15 protein-coding genes are annotated in these 15,715 nt (G+C 63.8%); 9 read left to right on the plus strand and 6 right to left on the minus strand.

Annotated features, from left to right (window positions below; genetic code table 11):
* Positions 1 to 5: 5 nt before the first annotated feature.
* From H2509_RS04650 to H2509_RS04660, 3 genes are read left to right on the plus strand one after another with little or no spacing between them, the layout of a single operon-like run.
* Entirely contained in the window at positions 6 to 965 is a 960-nt protein-coding gene (locus tag H2509_RS04650) for a branched-chain amino acid ABC transporter permease (protein ID WP_182162798.1), read from the plus strand.
* Positions 958 to 1,710, plus strand: a complete 753-nt coding sequence (locus H2509_RS04655) for an ABC transporter ATP-binding protein (RefSeq protein ID WP_182162800.1) — start codon at positions 958 to 960, stop codon at positions 1,708 to 1,710. The genes H2509_RS04650 and H2509_RS04655 overlap by 8 nt, the downstream gene beginning before the upstream one ends.
* Complete coding sequence (locus tag H2509_RS04660; protein ID WP_182162802.1) at positions 1,707 to 2,417, plus strand: ABC transporter ATP-binding protein; 711 nt, start codon at positions 1,707 to 1,709, stop codon at positions 2,415 to 2,417. The genes H2509_RS04655 and H2509_RS04660 overlap by 4 nt, the downstream gene beginning before the upstream one ends.
* A gap of 39 nt (positions 2,418 to 2,456) precedes the next feature.
* Here the strand turns inward: H2509_RS04660 and H2509_RS04665 are convergent, their stop codons facing one another.
* Positions 2,457 to 4,505, minus strand: a complete 2,049-nt coding sequence (locus H2509_RS04665; protein ID WP_182162804.1) for a M3 family metallopeptidase — start codon at positions 4,503 to 4,505, stop codon at positions 2,457 to 2,459.
* A 321-nt stretch (positions 4,506 to 4,826) separates the two neighbouring features.
* On the opposite strand from H2509_RS04665, the gene H2509_RS04670 reads away from it, so the two are divergent.
* Both H2509_RS04670 and H2509_RS04675 read left to right on the plus strand, forming a co-directional pair.
* On the plus strand, positions 4,827 to 5,681 hold the full coding sequence (locus tag H2509_RS04670) for a glycosyltransferase domain-containing protein (RefSeq protein WP_182162806.1): 855 nt from the start codon (positions 4,827 to 4,829) through the stop codon (positions 5,679 to 5,681).
* 99 nt (positions 5,682 to 5,780) lie between these two features.
* Positions 5,781 to 6,107 carry a hypothetical protein gene (locus tag H2509_RS04675; protein WP_182162808.1) on the plus strand — a complete coding sequence of 109 codons (327 nt, stop codon included), beginning with the start codon at positions 5,781 to 5,783 and terminating at the stop codon, positions 6,105 to 6,107.
* A 22-nt stretch (positions 6,108 to 6,129) separates the two neighbouring features.
* On the opposite strand, the gene H2509_RS04680 is transcribed toward H2509_RS04675, so the two are convergent.
* The 5 genes from H2509_RS04680 to H2509_RS04700 all read right to left on the minus strand — a co-directional run bounded on the left by H2509_RS04680 (position 6,130) and on the right by H2509_RS04700 (position 11,742).
* Complete coding sequence (locus H2509_RS04680; protein WP_328804980.1) at positions 6,130 to 7,092, minus strand: DUF6492 family protein; 963 nt, start codon at positions 7,090 to 7,092, stop codon at positions 6,130 to 6,132.
* 140 nt (positions 7,093 to 7,232) lie between these two features.
* A complete protein-coding gene (locus H2509_RS04685) occupies positions 7,233 to 8,876 on the minus strand; it encodes a hypothetical protein (RefSeq protein WP_182162812.1) in 1,644 nt (547 codons plus the stop codon).
* On the minus strand, positions 8,873 to 10,144 hold the full coding sequence (locus H2509_RS04690; protein ID WP_182162814.1) for a glycosyltransferase family protein: 1,272 nt from the start codon (positions 10,142 to 10,144) through the stop codon (positions 8,873 to 8,875). Before H2509_RS04690 ends, H2509_RS04685 begins: the two co-directional genes overlap by 4 nt.
* 196 nt (positions 10,145 to 10,340) lie before the next feature.
* Complete coding sequence (locus tag H2509_RS04695; protein WP_182162816.1) at positions 10,341 to 10,874, minus strand: CAP domain-containing protein; 534 nt, start codon at positions 10,872 to 10,874, stop codon at positions 10,341 to 10,343.
* Between the two features lie 43 nt (positions 10,875 to 10,917).
* Entirely contained in the window at positions 10,918 to 11,742 is an 825-nt protein-coding gene (locus H2509_RS04700) for a phosphodiesterase (protein WP_182162818.1), read from the minus strand.
* Positions 11,743 to 11,921: 179 nt separating this feature from the next.
* Between H2509_RS04700 and H2509_RS04705 the strand changes: the two genes are divergently transcribed.
* The 4 genes from H2509_RS04705 to H2509_RS04720 are packed head-to-tail and all read left to right on the plus strand — an operon-like array spanning position 11,922 to position 15,713.
* Positions 11,922 to 13,673 carry an ArnT family glycosyltransferase gene (locus tag H2509_RS04705; RefSeq protein WP_182162820.1) on the plus strand — a complete coding sequence of 584 codons (1,752 nt, stop codon included), beginning with the start codon at positions 11,922 to 11,924 and terminating at the stop codon, positions 13,671 to 13,673.
* Positions 13,666 to 14,613 (plus strand): phosphatase PAP2 family protein, encoded by a 948-nt coding sequence (locus tag H2509_RS04710; protein WP_209001799.1) that lies wholly within the window; start codon positions 13,666 to 13,668, stop codon positions 14,611 to 14,613. The genes H2509_RS04705 and H2509_RS04710 overlap by 8 nt, the downstream gene beginning before the upstream one ends.
* Positions 14,610 to 15,392 (plus strand): glycosyltransferase family 2 protein, encoded by a 783-nt coding sequence (locus H2509_RS04715; protein WP_182162824.1) that lies wholly within the window; start codon positions 14,610 to 14,612, stop codon positions 15,390 to 15,392. Before H2509_RS04710 ends, H2509_RS04715 begins: the two co-directional genes overlap by 4 nt.
* 3 nt (positions 15,393 to 15,395) lie before the next feature.
* Positions 15,396 to 15,713, plus strand: a complete 318-nt coding sequence (locus H2509_RS04720) for a lipid-A-disaccharide synthase N-terminal domain-containing protein (RefSeq protein ID WP_182162826.1) — start codon at positions 15,396 to 15,398, stop codon at positions 15,711 to 15,713.
* Positions 15,714 to 15,715 lie beyond the last annotated feature (2 nt).

Raw genomic sequence — 15,715 nt, forward strand, 5'->3', positions numbered from 1 at the left:
CACTGATGGAAAATGCTACCGCATCCCTGTTTCGCGCCCGCCTCGTGCCCGGCCTGATCCTTGCCGCCTTCGGCCTGCTGCCGGTGCTGGCGGGGTTGATCGACGATACTTTCATCGTCTTCTTCGCCATCCGGGTGATGATCTTCGCCATCGCGGCGGTCAGTCTGGCGCTGATCCTCGGTTTCGGCGCCATGGTCAGTTTCGGCCACGCCGCCTATATCGGGCTTGGCGCCTATACGGTCGGCATACTGGCGGAAAACGGCGTCTGGGAATTCTATGTCAGCCTGCCGGCGACGCTTGTCGTCTGCGGGCTGTTCGCCCTGGTGACGGGCGCGATCAGCCTGAAGACGCGCGGCGTCTATTTCATCATGATCACGCTCGCCTTCGGGCAGATGGCCTATTACACCGCCACCTCGCTGTCGGCCTATGGCGGCGACGACGGGCTCACCATGTGGGGCCGCACCGAGATCTTCGGCTCCTCGATGCTGTCGGACCGCATGACCTTCTACTACGTGGTCTTCGCGGTCCTCGTCGCCGTCTGGTGGCTATGCCGCACCATGGTCAACTCCCGCTTCGGCCGGGTGCTGCAGGGCGCGAGGCAGAGCGAAATGCGGCTGCAGGCGATCGGCATCGACCCTTACGCCTATCGCCTTGCGGCCTATGTCATTGCCGGCATGATCGCCGGCGTCGCCGGGGCGCTGCTCGCCAATGCGGCGGAGTTCGTTTCGCCCGCCTATATGTCGTGGCACCGCTCGGGCGAACTCATCTTCATGGTCGTGCTCGGCGGTCTCGGCTCCTTCTCCGGCGCGATCCTCGGCGCCAGCGGCTATCTCGTGCTGGAGGAGGTGCTGTCGCACGTGACCGAGAACTGGCGGCTGATCTTCGGCCCCTTCCTCATCCTCGTCGTGCTTTACGGGCGCGGCGGCCTGCTCGGCCTGATTACGGGAGGAAAGCGCGATGGCTGATTCGATCCTCCGCCTTGAAGCCCTGGAAAAGAGCTACGGCGCGCTGCTTGTCACCGACAGGGTATCGCTCGACGTGCGCCCCGGGGAGATCCACGCCGTCATCGGGCCGAACGGTGCCGGCAAGACGACCCTGATCGGCCAGATCTCCGGCTCGCTCCAGCCGGATGCCGGCCGCATCCTGTTCGAAGGGCGGGGTGTCACGCATCTTCCCATGCATGCCCGCGCGCGGGCGGGTCTCGCCCGCTCCTTCCAGATCACCACCATCCTGCCGGATTTCACCGCCCGCCAGAACGTGGCGCTGGCGTTGCAGGCGCATCAGGGCCATTCGTTTCGCTTCTTCCGCGACGTGGCGAAGGACGAGGCGCTGAACGAGGCGGCGGGCAGGGTGCTGGCCGACCTGTCGCTGGCCTCGCGTGCCGACATTCCGGCCGGCGTCCTGTCCCATGGCGAGAAACGGTCGCTGGAACTGGCGATTGCGCTCGCCACCGCTCCCAAGCTCCTGCTCCTCGACGAGCCGATGGCCGGTACGGGGCGCGAGGAGACCGACCGCCTGGTCGAGGTGCTGTCCTCGCTCAAGGGCCGCTATGCCATGCTTCTGGTCGAGCATGACATGAGCGCGGTCTTCGCCCTGGCCGACCGCATATCCGTGCTCGTCTACGGCGCGATCATCGCCACCGGCACACCGGAGGAAATCCGCAACGACGCGCGCGTGCGCGAGGCCTACCTTGGCGAGGAAGCGGCATGAGCGCGCTGCTTGAAGTCGCCGGTCTCGAAGCCTCCTACGGCGAGGCGCAGGTGCTCTTCGGCATGGCGCTTTCCGTCGAGAGCGGCGAGGTCGTCACGCTGATGGGCCGCAACGGCATGGGCAAGACGACGACGATCCGCGCCATCATGGGGCTGGTTTCGTCGAGCGCCGGCACGGTGCATTTCCTCGGCGAGGACCTGACCGCCGCCCCGCCGTACCGGATTGCCAAGGCCGGCATCGGTCTGGTGCCGGAAGGGCGGCAGATCTTCCCCACGCTCACCGTGGAGGAAAACCTCGTCGCCACCGCCGCCAACCGCTTCAAGGCCGCGCCCGCATGGTCGCTGGAGCGGGTCTACGAGTTCTTTCCGCGGCTGAAGGAACGGCGGAAGAACATGGGCAACCAGCTTTCCGGCGGCGAGCAGCAGATGCTTGCCATCGGCCGTGCGCTGATGACCAATCCGAAGCTCCTGATCCTCGACGAGGCGACGGAGGGACTTGCGCCCCTGATCCGTGCCGAGATCTGGGCCTGCCTCGGCCGGCTCAAGGGAGAGGGGCAGTCGATCCTCGTCATCGACAAGAATGTCGATGCGCTGGAAAGCCTCGCCGACCGCCATGTGGTGGTCGAAAAGGGGCATGTCGTATGGTCGGGCGACAGCGCCGCGCTGAAGGCGGACCCGACCATCCGCGACCGTTATTTGAGCGTTTAGGACCGGCAAGCGACCGATAGTTGACCGCTTGGCTACCGATCATGCAGCAGTCAGCCCGCGCTTTTTCAGCAGCGGACCGGCATCCGGCATCCGGCCGCGGAACTTCAGATAGGCTTCGGCCGGGTCGTCCCTGCCGCCGGCGGAATAGATGAAATCCTTCAGCCGTGCCGCTGTTTCGGGATCGAAGATGTCGCCCTTTTCCTCAAAGGCCATGAAGGCGTCGGCATCCATGACTTCCGACCACATGTAGCTGTAATAGCCCGACGAATAGCCATCGCCGGAAAATACATGGGCGAAATGCGCCGGGCGGTGGCGCATGACGATCTCTTCCGGCATGCCGATGCGCGTCAGCGTTTCCGCCTCAAGTTCGGTGATGTCGCCAATCCCGCCGCTGCGGCTGTGGACGTCGAGGTCGTAGAGGGCGGAGGCGAGATATTCCACCGTCGCGAAGCCCTGGTTGAAGTTGCGTGCGGCGAGCAGCCGGTCGAGCAGCGCTTCGGGCATCGGTTCGCCGGTCCGGTAGTGGACGGCATAGCGCGACAGCACCTCCGGTTGCGACAGCCAGTGCTCGTAGAGCTGCGACGGCAGTTCCACGAAATCGCGGGCGACGGACGTGCCAGAGATCGTCGGGTAGGTCACGTCGGACAGAAGCCCGTGCAGACCGTGGCCGAATTCGTGAAACAGCGTGCGCGCATCGTCGAAGGTCAGCAGTGCCGGCTCGCCGTCCGCGCCCTTGTTGAAGTTCATCACGTTGACGATGATCGGCCGCACCTCCCCATCCAGCTTGTGCTGGCGGCGGAAGGCGCTCATCCAGGCGCCGCTGCGCTTGGAGGAGCGGGCGAAATAATCGGCGAGGAACAGGCCGACATGGCGGCCGGAAGCGTCCGTCACCTCGAAGACGCGCACGTCCGGGTGATAGACCGGCAGTCCGCGCTTTTCGGCAAAGGTCAGGCCGAACAGGCGGCCTGCCGTATCGAAAGCCGCCTCGATCATCTTTTCGAGCTGCAGGTAGGGCTTCAGTTCCGCCTCGTCGAGATCGTGCTCGGCCTTGCGGAGCTTTTCGGCATAGTAGCGCCAGTCCCACGGGGCGACGGCGGTGTTGTCGCCGCCCGCGCGCGCCGTCTCGCGCAGCTTCTCGGCCTCTTCCCTTGCGCGCACCACGGCCGGCTGCCAGACTTGTTCCAGCAACTCGCGCACCGCGGCTGGCGTCTTCGCCATGGTGTCGTCCAGCTTGAAGGCGGCGAAATGCTCGTAGCCGAGCAGCTTCGCCCGCTCGTCGCGCAGCTTCAGCGTCTCGGCGATCAGCTCGCGATTGTCCGTATTCCCGCCCTTTTCGCCGCGTGCCGTCCAGGCGCGGAAAGCTTCCTCGCGCAGGTCGCGGCGGGTCGAGAATTGCAGGAAGGGCTCGATACTGGAGCGCGACAGGGTGATGGCGTATTTGCCGTCATGGCCGCGTTCGCGGGCAGCCGCGGCGGCTGCCGCGCGCAGGAAGTCGGGCAGGCCGGCAAGGTCCTCCTCACTTTCCAGATAGAGCGCGTAGTCAGCCTCGTCGGCCAGCACGTTCTGGGCAAACCGGGTACCGAGTTCCGCCAGCCGCTGCGAGATGGCCGCCATCCGCGCCTTGCCTTCGTCGTCAAGGCCAGCACCGGCGCGGCGGAAGGCGGTGTGATAGCGCTCAAGCACGCGCATCTGCTCTGCCGTGAGGCCCAGGCTGTCGCGCCTCTCCCAGAGGTCGGCGACGCGGGCAAACAGGCTAGAGTTCAGCATTGTCTCGCTGTGGTGGCGGGCAAGACGCGGCGCCATTTCACGCTCGATCTCCTGCAGGGCAGGCGAGGTATGGGAGCCGGTCAGGTTGAAGAAGACGCCGCCGACCTTCGTCAGCAGGCGCCCGCTCTTTTCCAGCGCGCCGATCGTGTTGTCGAAGCTTGGGGCTGCGTCCTGGTCCGCGATCGCATCGATATCGCGGCGGGCTTCGTCGAGCGCCGTATCGAAGGCCTCGCGGAAATGACCGGCCTCGATCCGGTCGAAGGGCGGCATTTCGAAGGGCGTGGCCCATTCGGCCAGCAGCGGATTGTCGTGCTTCGTCATGGTCGGTCGTGTGCTCGAAGATGTTGGCGGGCGGGGGCGGGGCGTGTCGGTCCCTGACGCTCAATATGGTGGCGTTTCCACGCCGGCTCCAGCCCTGAAAGCGGGTAATCGGACATTCCGGCGTCAAAAGAACCGGAGGCGCCGACCGACCACGCGCGAATATGCGCCCTCCCGCGGATATGCCCTTTCCCGCGGATATGCCCTTTCCCGCGGATATGATTGGCACCCGCAATATCGCACGACTAGTATGGCGCCCGCGAATATCGGCAAAGTCGGCATCCGCGCCGCTCCGCCTGCTTGATCGAATACGGACCTTAAATATTGAAATTCATAACGGTGGACACGGTCGGGAGCCCGAAACTCGATCGGCTCAAGCGATCCTGCGACTATCATTCCATTCCCCTGGAAGTCATCGGGCTGGGCCGGCCCTATCCGCATCACGGCGTCAAGCTGCACTATATCTGCGAATATCTCGCCGGGCTGGACCCCGAAGAGACGGTGATGTTCGTCGATGGCTATGACGTTGTCTTCCTCGCGGGAGTTGAGGAAATCGAGCGTAAATTCAAAGCGTTCGGGCGGGAAATTCTTTTCTCGACGGAGCAGAATTGCAACGTCAACGGCGGCTTGCGTGTGAGATTTCCCACCTGGCTGAAATATCCCAAGGCGAAGGGACCGTACCGCTTTCTGAATTCCGGCTCCTATGTCGGCAAGGCGGGGCGTTTGCTGGAGCTGTTCTCGCAGCTTCGCATAAAGCCGACCGACAGCGACCAGACGGTCCTCAACCGCTACCTCGTGGCGCATTCCCCCGATATCGCTCTGGATTGCGAGCAGCAGATCTTCACCTGTACTGCCGGGCGCACCGGTCTTGAGGAGCAGGATTACAGGGTCGAGGACGGACGCCTGCGCAACGTGGTGACCGACAGCCTTCCGTGTGTGCTGCACTGTCCGGGGAAAAACTATATTGGCCTGGAGAAGCTCGTCTCCAGGCTTCCCTTCGCAGGTCCGGTTTACGAGCCTGCGCCTGACGAGCTTCGTCGTTACCGCAAGAGCCGTTTCATGAACCGCATCACGGCGCGCCTGCTTCCCGATAATTTCCTGTTTCACCTGATCCTTGACGGATTGCTTCTTGCCGCCGGCATCGGCGTGCTGCTTGCGATCGTTGCCGCCTTCCTTTGACGGCATGGGCGTCGCCGGCCTGCTTCCCGGATACCGGTTCGTTAGATTTTTGCCGGAGGAATTAGGCCTGCCTTAACGGGATCGGCGCAGACTTGCCGCATGTCGGCTCTCGGTATCTCTCTTGGCGGTTTGCAGGGCGCTTCTGTCCGCTTCGAAAAGGCGGCGCAGCGCGTGGTCGCGAACGGCGCTGCGCAAAGCGAAAGTCTGGGCGCTGCGGCAGGGCGAGGTTCGGCGAATGCACCGCTGCAGGGCGGCGCGCCGGTACCGGCCGGGGCGCAGGGGCTGCTTGCCGGCGACACCACGGCGGCGCTCGTTGAACTGAAGCAATCCGAGTTGGATTTCAAGGTGAACGCCAGGGTCGCGGGCCGGGTGTCGGATCTCTACAAGGAAACGCTGGATCTTCTTGGCGGCCGCCGGGATCGCTGAGCAGCGAACAATTCAGGCCCTTTCAGTCACCCTTGGCCGGCTCGATCAGTCCGGCGGCCGCCAGTTCCTCTCTTACGACGTCGTAGGGCAGCAGCATGTTCGACTGCACCACGAGAAAGAGGCTGTCCGGATCCGGGTGTCTCAACCGCTCGCGCATGGTGTCGAGGTCTGTCGCATGCCATATGGATTTTCGGGATAGCAGGTGCATCGGCCGCTCCGGCGTGCCTGCGCGTACATGATAGCGATCAAGCAGGCCGTCTTCCCGCGCCGTCAGGAAATAGAGCGTATATTCGCTCCACCGGAAGAGGTATCTCTGGCGCGGCAGATAGACATGCGGCGCGCCCTGCCTGAGCGGTCTTACCAGATATTCGTACCAGTCTGCGTTTCGCGCCCGCGTGGCAAGCCGCTCCAGCGCCCTCCGGCAGATCTCGGTCGACATCAGGACGGGCGTCACGCCGATCGTCTCCTCGTTGCCGGGTCTGCCGACGCCGAGCTTTCTCGCGGAGGCACTCCACCACCAGGGTCGATGCGTCGCGCTTGGATCGATAAGCGCCTTGCCGCCGGGAAGCAGGATATCCTTTGAGAGGGGATGGACGCAGAGAACGTCGGCATCGAATGTCAGGACGAAATCGGCGTCCAGCCGTGCTGCGCCAGCGAGCTTGATGATCTGCTGCTTCGACCAGCCGCTGAGTTTTTCGTCGCCGGCAATCTCCGGAACGAGTTCGGTCTCATCGACAATGCGGACGTTAAGGCCGGTCCGATTTTCGAATGCCTCGCGTCCGGCATCCACTTCGTCAGGTCGCATGACGATCAGAAATTCGTCGAACGTCCCTTCGGCCGCGTACCGGGAAAGGCTGTCAAGCAGGTGGCGGGCTCGCTCGGCTTCGTGCAAATCCCTGTTCCCGTGGATCCTCAGGGGCAGAAGCGCGGCAAGTCTGGGTGCGGTACCGGAAGTCGACGAGGAAAGCATCCTCCTTTTTTGCATCAATCAACGCAGATAGCCATTTAATATTATTATGGACTTATAATTATATTCGTTGATTCCTCGTCAGTAGCTTCAAAATTGCTTCGATTTTCCGAATATTGAAGTGGAGCATATGAATTTGATGGCGTCGGGTTGAGCTTTTAATTGCCGACTGTACTCCTCTCCGACACCCTCAGATTGTTTTCGGGCCTCTCCGGGGTCACCAACTGGAAGAGGCGGTAGTCTCCGGCCTCGGCGATCTGGGTCATCGCATCGCCCGGGAGGTTCTGCCGGATCGCATTCGTCAATTCGCCATAGGTCAGCAGATAGTCGAAGCCCAGGATATGCGCTTTCGGGTCGATGCCGGCCGCCTTCAGGTTCCTTGCGGATTCGGCAAGAAAGACGACCGAGTTGCCTGGCGCATTCTGGATCGCTTCGTCGCGCAGGCGCAGGGGTTGCTGGCCCCTGTAGGTGAAAAGCGTCTGCACCAGTCCCCGGCGCTCGGTCACGATCAGGCTTTGCGCGTGATAGAGACCGACGGCATAGCTGTGCAGCCAGGACTTGTCGACATCGCCGAAGCCGAAATAGACGCGCGAACCTTCCGCGATCCGGGGCAGGATGCGATGAATGTCGCGAAGTCCCGCATCGCCGTCCTTGTAGGAGGAGATCAGCACGGCATTGGCGATGACGCTGACGCCGACGGACAATGCGGCAAGAACCGGCACGGTGAGCGAGGAGCCATTCTCGCCTGGACGCAGGGACGCTGCCAGCAGGAAGCCGAAGGGTAGAATGAAGCGCCAGCCGAGATGGCCGGTGGAGTTGAAGTTTCCCGGTGCCAACAGGAACAAAACGAGGAAAACGGCGATGGGTGCCATCATGCGTCTGTCGATCTTGATCCGCCGCAAGATCACGCCGAGCGCGATGATACCCAGGGACAGGAACGACAGCGCGCGGCACCAGCTTCCGGGACCGGCATCGACCAGGCGGCCGACCAGTTTCAATCTGCCGAGCGGATTGGCGATCTCGCTCGGCGTCTGGCCTACCGTGGAAAGCGGCTGCGAAAATTCCGAATAGAGGAAGAACACGGTTGCGGCGGGCAGGGCCTGCAGCCCGTCGCTCCAGGCCCGCGCCGCGAATGTCCGCAGGACTGCGCCGAGCCCCCTTGCGCTGAAGAGGCGCATCTGCGGTTCCGCCGCGCGGACGTCCTCGGCGGCCAGCGAGAGCGACCAGAGGGCGACGAAGACCCCGTAGATGCCGAATGCCATCAGATGGGCGGCGTAAAGCAGCGAGGAAGCAATCAGTCCGTAGGCTAGCCGCGCCCATCGTGGCTGGCGGGAAAGCAGGATCCAGCCGGCGATCGCCCAGAGTGCCAGCCCAAGTCCCAGTTCGAAGCCGACGAAACCCATTGCCGCCGCACCGTTGAAGGCGAAGGGCGTCGCGAGGAGGGCGAGCGGCGTAAGCTTCCTGTTGATCGCGCAGCTTACGGCAATCGTGCCGCTCCAGGGCAACAGCAGCATCAGCGCGACCGTGAACGTGATCGTGCCCGCATGGCCGAGCCATGGCCCGAAGGCGAGCACGATGCCTTCGAAGCCGAGGTTCGGTTCAGGCCGCCAGTCGAAATAGAAATGCCGAGCGAGCAGCGGATCGTCCTGGTTGAGCAGGATGAAAGCGCGAGCCGCGTGGTTCGGCAGGTCCTGCATGTGGACGTTGTCCGCCACAAGCAGCGGCATCAGGGCGGCGGTCAGGCTCGCGGCAAACAGCAATGCGGTCAGGGCCGCCATGGAGGCCCGCTTGCGGTTCGTCATCCGGTCCGGCCATGCGCGGCAGCGGCGTCGAAGGCATCCGCGATCACCTGGGCCTGCGCGCGGAACGAAAATTTCTCCGATGCCACCCGCGAGCGGGGCGGAATCGCGCCGGCCAGGCAATCGTCGAGGAAGGAAACAGCCTTGACGAGTTCGTCCGGCCCGACATGCAGGGCGGCGCCGGCCTCGGCGAATATGCGTGCCAGTTCGGGATGCTCGGGCCCGACCGAAAGGATGGGCCTGGACGAGGCCAGGTAGTCGTAGGTCTTGGCAACGATGCGCTGGGCGGTCGAATTGACCTCCACAAGCACATCCGCCTTTTCGAGGATCGCCTGCGCGGCCGCATAGGGCTGGTGGCCGATAATCGTGATGCGTTCGGCGACGCCGAGCGCGGCGGCAAGCGCCATGTCCCGTTCCGACGGCGAATGGGTGACGAAAAGCCGCAACCCGGATGACGGACCTCCGCTTCGGGCGGCTCTGGCCAGCAGGCGGATCAGCGGCTCGGCCCTTATCACGTTGCCGAAGGTGCCGAAGAAGAGCAGGGACGGCGACGGCAGCGAGCCGACCCAGTCGTGTGCCTGCAGGTCACGGTCGAAGCCGTTATGGAAGGAGACGAAAGTCTCCGGCGGCCGGTGCGGATAGAGTCCGCGGTAGTCGTCGCGGCAGCGCTCGGTATACAGGATCGCCCGGGCGCTTGCATCGATCACACGCCGCTCGTGGAAGGCATTCGCGATCCACGTATGCGGCAGGCGCTTGCGGTTGCGCAACTCGCAGCATCGCCATGGGTCAGCGAACAGGCTCACCAGCGGCAACCCGGTCTCAAGCGCGAGTTCGCGGCCGACCAGGAGCGCTGCGACCGGGGTCGACTGCGCGACGATGAGATCGCAAGGATGTTTTTCGAGCAGGCGCCTTGCCGCCGAAAGCGCGATCTTGCGATAGGCGCCGTAGTCGCCGATGGGCAGCACGTCCCGCTCCGCCGCCCAGCGAGAAATCCTGTCGATCAGGCCTGTCTTTTTCTTTTGGCCGCGCCGGGCCTCCGCTGTCGTGGAAGGCGAGAACGGTCCGCGACCGCTATAGCCGCGATCGACCGGCGTTCGAGGCGGGATCAGTCCGGCAAGCTGGGGGTCGGCGGGGATATCCGGGGCCTGATCGGCCAGCACGACAGCCTCCCAGCCATATTCCGGCAGGTGGCGGACGATCTTCAGCGGAGCAAGCGCACCAACCCGCTGGTTCGGCGGAAAGAAGGGGCTGATATAGAGAAATCGCCGCATCGAAAACGGATTCGGACCTTGAGGAAATTCGGTACGTTTGCGCTCTATGGCATGATTTTACGGACAAAGGGGCAAAAATTACTTGGCAGACGGAAATTCCTGATCCGTTCCGAGGACCGGCGCGACCGGTCAGACGCTCAGTTGGGCCGCGACGATATGAGACAGGATGAGACAGCAACAGTCACGAGATCGGCAATCACAATGTCGGGCGTCCGTCTTCCTCGGGACGTGACAGGATCATGACCCAGAAGTTGCGCCATTTTCCGTCGGCCCGTCTGGTTCGGGCGATGCCGACCCGGGTCACGTATGGGTTGAGGAGGTTCTTGTCATGGTCCTTCGATCCCTTCCAGCCTGCGAAGGCCGCGTCGAAGTCCTTGTAGCCGGCGCCCAGGTTTTCGGCGCCCGCATAATTGCGGTAGCCGGACCCGTCGAGGCGGCGGGCAAGGCCGGAGGCGCTGTGCTGGCGGGTCGAAAGGCTGTCGTTTTCGGCGATCAGGTGGGCCATGTCCCTTGAGGCCGCATCGAGACGGGCGTCGGCGGCAAGCGGATGCAGGCCCTTCGCCGCCCGATAGGCATTGACCTTGGCAAGCGCATCGGCGCGGTCCACCGGTACGTCCGAAATCTCGGCGGCGGAGTTGCCGGAGCCAAACCCGGCGCAACCTGCCAGCGCGAGCGGCAGGCTCGATGCGGCGATCAGGAAGGCACGGCGACTGCCTGGGTATTTCGCCATAAAGCTTTGATCCTGCACGACTCCTCCAGATGTTCCGACGCGCTCATGGCCAGCTCACGCCTTCGTCAGCCCAGAACGGGAAAGGGCCGGGATAGGCCTCCACATAGGCAAGATGCGTGACCATGCCGGCTTCCTGCGTAAAGTGATGGAGGAAGTAGGCCGGCGGCTCCATCACGAATTCGGCCGGCGCGCTGTCGTTGAGATCAAGGACGACCTGATGGGCCGTTCCTGGACAGAGCGTCATGACTGTTCCGGCGAAGGCGGAAATGATCGGCCGGTGGACATGGCCGCAGATCACCCGTTCGACATGGCGGTATTTCGAGATCACTTTTCCGAAGGCGGCGCCATCGCTGAGAGCTATGTCGTCCATGTGTCGGATTCCGACCGCCTTGGGCGGATGATGGACGGCGATCATCGTAGGCCTTGGGTGCTGCGCCAACTCAGTATCGAGCCAGTCGAGCTGCTCTTTGCCAAGTTCGCCGTTGGCAAAGCCGGGAATGGAGCTGTCAAGTGCGATCAGCCGCAACTCGCCGACCTCCGCCGCATAATACACCTTCTCCTTCGACCCTTTTGAAATCAGGGGGAAATCGGAGAGGTGCTCGCGCATTGCGTCCGTCCGGTCGTGATTGCCGGGCATCACGTAAACGGGGCAGGACAGGCGCTTGAGAAGCCGTCGGACGAGGCGATATTCGCGCGGATCATTCCGCTCGGTCAGGTCGCCGGTCACCACCACGGCATCCGGAGCCGGATCGAGCGCCTTGAGCGCGCGGACCGCACGGTCGGCCAGGAGGTTCGTTTCGCTGACGCGGTAGCAGGCGACCCCTTGCGGCCGGATGTGGAGATCGGTGATCTGCGCGATCAAGGTCATACGGCGCTCCGTCGGTCCATCGGGCGAGATACGTAGGAACATCTATATCAGGCCGCCACTGTTTGGCGACTGCCTGATGGCGGTTTCCCTTTCCTTCGGCGTCATGTAGGAAGCGCAGCGAAGGCTCGTGGCGCGTTGCCCCCAACGAAGTGCCTTATGCCGGGAGAACCTTGCAGCAGATGAGCGGATCTGTGCCGTCATCGGCTATTGCCGAAAACAGCGCTGGATTGCGGACCGAACCCGACCGCCGGCCTCTGTGGTTGCGCATCGCGGGGCGGCGCCTTCTCGCGCCGGTGATCCTGTTGGCTCTGGCGCTTGCGATGATCGTGCCGGGCGTCTTTCAGGTGCCGCCGCTCGATCGCGACGAGCCTCGTTTCGCCCAGGCCACGAAGCAGATGGTGGAGAGCGGCGACTATGTCGATATCCGCTTCCAGGACGAACCGCGCCACAAGAAGCCGGTCGGCATCTACTGGCTGCAGTCGGCGGCCGTGGCGGCAAGCGGCAAGGGTGCCGACGCGCCGATCTGGGTTTATCGGCTTCCGTCGCAGGTCGGGGCCGTCCTCGCCGTGATTCTGACCTACTGGGCGGCGCGAGCCTTCCTGCCACCGTCGGCAGCGCTGCTTGCCGGCCTGTTCACTGCCCTGGCCATCATTCTCGGGGTCGAGGCAAGGCTCGCCAAGACGGATGCCGTGCTCCTCGCCTGCATCGTCGCGTCGCAAGGCGCCCTGGCGAGGCTCTGGCTGAAGGCGCAGGAAATCAACCTGCCCCGCGGCCGACCCTGGCCTATTCTGTTCCTGTTCTGGACAAGCCTGAGCGCCAGTATCCTGATCAAGGGACCGGTCGGTCTCATGGTCGTCGGCCTTACGATCGCCGCACTGAGCGCCGCGACGCGCAAGCTGGGCTGGATCCGGACGCTCGCGCCGCTGCCGGGCATCCTGTATCTGCTGCTGCTGGTCAGCCCATGGTTCGTGGCGATCTGGATCGCAACCGACGGCCAATTCTTCCAGGAAGCGGTCGGCAAGGACTTTGTCGGAAAGCTCGCCACGGGCCAGGAAAGCCACGGAGCTCCGCCGCTGACCCATCTGGCTGCGATGCTCGGCACCTTCTGGCCCCTGCCTGGTTTCCTGCTTCTTGCCTTCACCCAACTCAAGGGGCGGCTGATGTCGCCACCCGTCCTCTTTGCGTTGTGCTGGGCCCTGCCGTCCTGGGTCGTCTTCGAACTGGTGGCGACCAAGCTGCCGCATTACACCCTACCGATCCTGCCGGCGCTCGCCATTCTCGCGGCTGCCCTCGTCGGCGCGGAGACCAGACGACCGGCCGGCAAGGCGCTGCGCTGGGCAGCCAGCGTCCTGTATTTCGTGCCGGCCGCGGTCCTTGCGGCCGCAGCCATCGCAGCTCCGGTCCATCTCGGTATATGGCCGTCACCTCCCGGGGCAGTCATCGCGCTGCTCTCTCTCGTCTTTTCGCTGGCTGCCGTAAGGTACCTGCTACGGGACAAGCCGCTTGCCGCTACAGGTCCCGCGATTCTTGCCAGCCTGCTGATCGCCGCGGGAACGTGGGGCTTCACCATGCCCTCCTTGTCGCCGATCTGGATCAGCCCGCGTCTTGCCGAGACCGTTCGCCAGACAGCAGGCTGCACCGATCCGGAGGTCGCGACCGCAGGTTTCAGCGAGCCGAGCTATGTATTTCTGCAGGGAACGGGCACGCTTCTTTCGACCGCCGAGGGGGCGGCGACGTTTCTGGCCGAGGCGGCGCCCGCCGACTGTCGTGTCGCCGTAATCGATATGCGTCAGGAACCCCGGTTCAAGGAAGAGGCCAGCGCCGCCGGCCTTGGGCTTCGCGAAGCAGCGCGGGTTCAAGGCCTGAACATCAATGGCGGCAGGAAGCTCGACATCGGCGTCTATCTCAAGGAGGGAACCGGGCGTGATTGAGAAGGGGGCTGCCGATGCGTCCTGGCTGCCGGTATGGAAGGCAAAGGTCGCTGTGCTTTGGGCGACTGCCCGGCGCAATGGCAGGAATATCGCGGCAATTCTTCGCACGCGCCGGCAGCGGATACGATCCGTCAAGACCGCCGCCAGAGCGGGGCAGCGGCCGCAGGACCTGCTGGCGATCCTGCTTCTGACTGTCGGGATAGCCGTCATCGCGCTCGATATTCCGACCTATCCGTGGATACATTCCATGCCCGCACAATATCGCGATGCCTTTGCGTCCTTCACGCATCTCGGCCGGGCGGACTGGATCCTCTGGTCGAGCGGTCTCTTCTGCCTGGGAATGCTTCTCGTCGACTGGCAGAAGCTGGCGAACCGGATACGTATCGCCGTAATCGCCGCCTGGACCTACGCGGCTTTCATCTTCGCCAGCGTCGCCGTCAGCGGCATCATCGCCGTCACCATAAAATGGTCGCTGGGGCGCGCGCGGCCGAAGCTGTTTCCCGAGTTCGGGCCGATGGAATTCCGTCCGTTCTACTTCGACAGCCATTTCACGAGTTTTCCTTCGGGTCACTCGACCACGATTGCGGCTCTCGCAACGGCACTGGTGCTTCTGTTTCCCACCTGGCGATGGCTGACGATCGTCGCTGCTTTCTGGATAGCCTTCAGCCGCATCATGATCGGCGCGCACTATCCCAGCGATGTCATCGCGGGAACCTTGCTTGGCATAACCATCACGCTCGCGACCGCCCGATGGATGGCGCGACGGCATATCGGTTTCGTACTCGGGCCCGACAACAGGCTCAGGCCGACGATCGGCAGGCTCTCGGCGAAAGCTTGCGCGGTTGCGCTGTGGCAGGCTGTGCAGGGGTACCGCAGCGCCTATCGCGGTTCGCCTTCCCACTCATCATCGAAGACAATCGAAAACGGTGATCAAGAATGATCGATCGCGCTATAGCGGACGCGGAGCAGGCTCCGGCTCCGGACATCACCGTCATCATCCCGGCTCGAGACGAGCGGGACAACCTGCCGACTCTGCTGGACGAGATCGCGGCGGCACTCGGAGAGCGACGCTTCGAGGTGGTGGTTGTCGATGACGGGTCGCGTGACGGAACCGACGAGACGCTGCGCGCCTATGCGGCTGAGCACCCCTGGCTCCGGGCCTTGCGGCATGCCCGCTCCTGCGGACAGAGCTGTTCGGTTCGCACGGGACTTCTGTCGGCCCGCGGCCGCATCGTCGTGACGATCGACGGCGACGGCCAGAACGACCCGGCCTATATTCCGGGGCTCGCCGATGCGCTCGACCGTGCCGGGCCGCGTGTCGCGCTCGCCGCCGGTCAGCGGATCGGACGCAAGGCAAGCGGCGCAAAACGGCTGGCTTCTAAATTCGCCAATCGCCTGCGCGGGGTGCTTCTAAAGGACGACACGCGCGATTCCGGCTGCGGATTGAAGGCACTTCGGCGCGAAGTCTTCCTGAGACTGCCCTATTTCGACAGCTGGCACCGCTTCCTGCCCGCGCTCGTGCTGCGCGAGGGATACGCAGTGGTGCATGTGGATGTCGTTGACCGCGAGCGCAGGCATGGTTCGTCGAAATACGGCATCTTCGATCGGGCGCTGGTCGGCGCGCTCGATCTTTTCGGCGTCTGGTGGCTGCGCCGCCGCCGGAAGCATGTTCCGGAAGTCGCGACGATCGCCGATCGCGCGCAAGCCGGGGAGGCTTGAGAGATGCTGGACCAGTTGTTCGCCTGGCTGAACCATGTCTTCGTCGCACGCTTCGATGGTTGGGTCGTGCTGGGCTTTGCTGCCCAGTTCCTTTTCATGATGCGCTTCGTGGTGCAGTGGATCGCCTCCGAACGGGTCGGCAGGTCGATCGTGCCGATTGCCTTCTGGTTCTTCTCGCTCGGCGGCGGCAGCCTGCTGCTGATCTATTCGATCCGCCAGCAGGACCCCGTCTTCATCGCCGGCCAGGGGCTCGGCCTGCTGATCTATTTCCGCAACCTGTGGCTGATCTTCCGCGAGAAACGCCGCGATCCGGCCTTGTAAAC

The organism is Stappia albiluteola (assembly GCF_014050225.1).
Taxonomy (GTDB): domain Bacteria; phylum Pseudomonadota; class Alphaproteobacteria; order Rhizobiales; family Stappiaceae; genus Hongsoonwoonella; species Hongsoonwoonella albiluteola.

Coding starts and splice junctions, on each gene's coding strand:
- H2509_RS04650 (WP_182162798.1), top strand. CDS start 6: ATGGAAAATGCTACCGCATCCCTGTTTCGCGCCCGCCTCGTGCCCGGC.
- H2509_RS04655 (WP_182162800.1), top strand. CDS start 958: ATGGCTGATTCGATCCTCCGCCTTGAAGCCCTGGAAAAGAGCTACGGC.
- H2509_RS04660 (WP_182162802.1), top strand. CDS start 1,707: ATGAGCGCGCTGCTTGAAGTCGCCGGTCTCGAAGCCTCCTACGGCGAG.
- H2509_RS04665 (WP_182162804.1), bottom strand. CDS start 4,505: ATGACGAAGCACGACAATCCGCTGCTGGCCGAATGGGCCACGCCCTTC.
- H2509_RS04675 (WP_182162808.1), top strand. CDS start 5,781: ATGTCGGCTCTCGGTATCTCTCTTGGCGGTTTGCAGGGCGCTTCTGTC.
- H2509_RS04680 (WP_328804980.1), bottom strand. CDS start 7,092: ATGCAAAAAAGGAGGATGCTTTCCTCGTCGACTTCCGGTACCGCACCC.
- H2509_RS04685 (WP_182162812.1), bottom strand. CDS start 8,876: ATGACGAACCGCAAGCGGGCCTCCATGGCGGCCCTGACCGCATTGCTG.
- H2509_RS04690 (WP_182162814.1), bottom strand. CDS start 10,144: ATGCGGCGATTTCTCTATATCAGCCCCTTCTTTCCGCCGAACCAGCGG.
- H2509_RS04695 (WP_182162816.1), bottom strand. CDS start 10,874: ATGGCGAAATACCCAGGCAGTCGCCGTGCCTTCCTGATCGCCGCATCG.
- H2509_RS04700 (WP_182162818.1), bottom strand. CDS start 11,742: ATGACCTTGATCGCGCAGATCACCGATCTCCACATCCGGCCGCAAGGG.
- H2509_RS04705 (WP_182162820.1), top strand. CDS start 11,922: ATGAGCGGATCTGTGCCGTCATCGGCTATTGCCGAAAACAGCGCTGGA.
- H2509_RS04715 (WP_182162824.1), top strand. CDS start 14,610: ATGATCGATCGCGCTATAGCGGACGCGGAGCAGGCTCCGGCTCCGGAC.
- H2509_RS04720 (WP_182162826.1), top strand. CDS start 15,396: ATGCTGGACCAGTTGTTCGCCTGGCTGAACCATGTCTTCGTCGCACGC.